We start from the raw sequence: 635 nt of genomic DNA on the forward strand, positions 1-635 counted from the left end.
TGCCAAGCGCACCAAAAGCCGGCGCCCCGCCATCGTCGAGCGTCACCGGCGTGCCGCGCAGCGTCAATGCACTCGTCCGCTCGGTCAGCGACCAGCGGGACGGGTCCGGCGACCGCAGGAAGTTCCAGCAGGGCGCCAGCGTGTCCGACTCGAAGTCCTCCCGGATCGGCAACGGCACATCAGGCTGCAGCCGCAGGCCCTCCGAGGACATCGTCTCGTCGATCGTCCCCGCTGCGCCGATGATCGGCCAGCCCTCCTCCGTCCAATGGACCGGAGCGAGGAACGTCTCGCGTCCGAGATGATGCTTGTTCGGATAGCCGACAGGCCGGGTGCCCAGACATACGGCCCACCAGCGACCGTCCGCCGCCTGCACCAGGTCGGCATGGCCGGTCGCCTGGATCGGGCGGGCGAGACTGCGATGCGAGAGGATCGGATTGTCCGGGTTGCTCTCGTACGGACCGTCCGGCCGTCGGCTCCTGGCGATCGTCACCATATGGCCATACTCGGTGCCGCCCTCCGCAATCATCAGATAGTACCAGTCGCCGATCCGATAGATGTGCGGCGCTTCGGGGTATTGACCGCCTGTGCCGCTCCAGATCGGCTTGATCTCGCTCAGACGCTCGCCCGTCGCCGGG

The 635-nt window shown here is 67.7% G+C and carries 1 protein-coding gene; it reads right to left on the bottom strand.

Annotated elements, in window-relative coordinates; translation table 11 throughout:
* Window positions 1–635 (bottom strand): family 43 glycosylhydrolase (locus PA598K_RS16020; RefSeq protein WP_148091956.1); only part of this gene is annotated, 635 nt, incomplete at both ends.

Origin of the sequence: Paenibacillus sp. 598K (genome assembly GCF_003851045.1) — a bacterium.
In the GTDB taxonomy this organism is placed as follows: Bacteria; Bacillota; Bacilli; order Paenibacillales; family Paenibacillaceae; genus Paenibacillus_D.